The following is a 611-nucleotide window of genomic DNA, read 5'->3' on the forward strand; positions in this document are numbered from 1 at the left end:
CGTCATCATCGCGAGATGATTCGAGACCACTGGGACCACTTGGTCTATTTGGAGAAAAGGATCACGGAACTGGAAGCTCGAATCGAGGCGAAGGCAGAACCGTACCTGGAGAAGATTGAACAAATTGACTCCATTCCAGGAATTGAGCGGACGTCTGCCGTGACCATCTTTGCCGAAGTGGGGCCGCATGTCGCGGAAATGTTCCCGAGTGATGCGCAGTTTGCTTCATGGGCGGGGGTGTGTCCAGGGAACAACGAAAGCGCTGGAAAGCGAAGAAAGTCAAAAACGATGCAAGGGAACAAGCATCTGAAAGGGGCCTTGTGTCAGGCGGCTTGGGCAAACTCTCGCTCCTCGAACCGGATCGGACAATTCTTTCGACGAATTCGAAAGAGACGAGGCGATAAAAAAGCAAACGTCGCCACCGCGCATTTGCTGATTCGAATCCTCCATGCCCTGATGCGGGAGAAGAGGTCATACCAAGAAATAGACGTCTCACTAGGCGATGAGACGTCCAAGAAAAACACGTTAGATAGGTACGTGAAATATATCCAGCAGTTAGGATATAGTGTTCAATTGAATCCTATCCCATAGTCTTCCCTTTTTCAAAAAAA

The 611-nt window shown here is 49.6% G+C and carries 1 protein-coding gene; it reads left to right on the forward strand.

The features are described 5' to 3' along the window. The coding region (locus C162_RS30785; RefSeq protein ID WP_036701366.1) for an IS110 family transposase at positions 1-591 on the forward strand (591 nt) is incomplete at its 5' end. Positions 592-611 lie beyond the last annotated feature (20 nt).

The sequence above is a fragment of the Paenibacillus sp. FSL R7-269 genome, from assembly GCF_000517865.1.
GTDB lineage: Bacteria > Bacillota > Bacilli > Paenibacillales > Paenibacillaceae > Paenibacillus_AQ.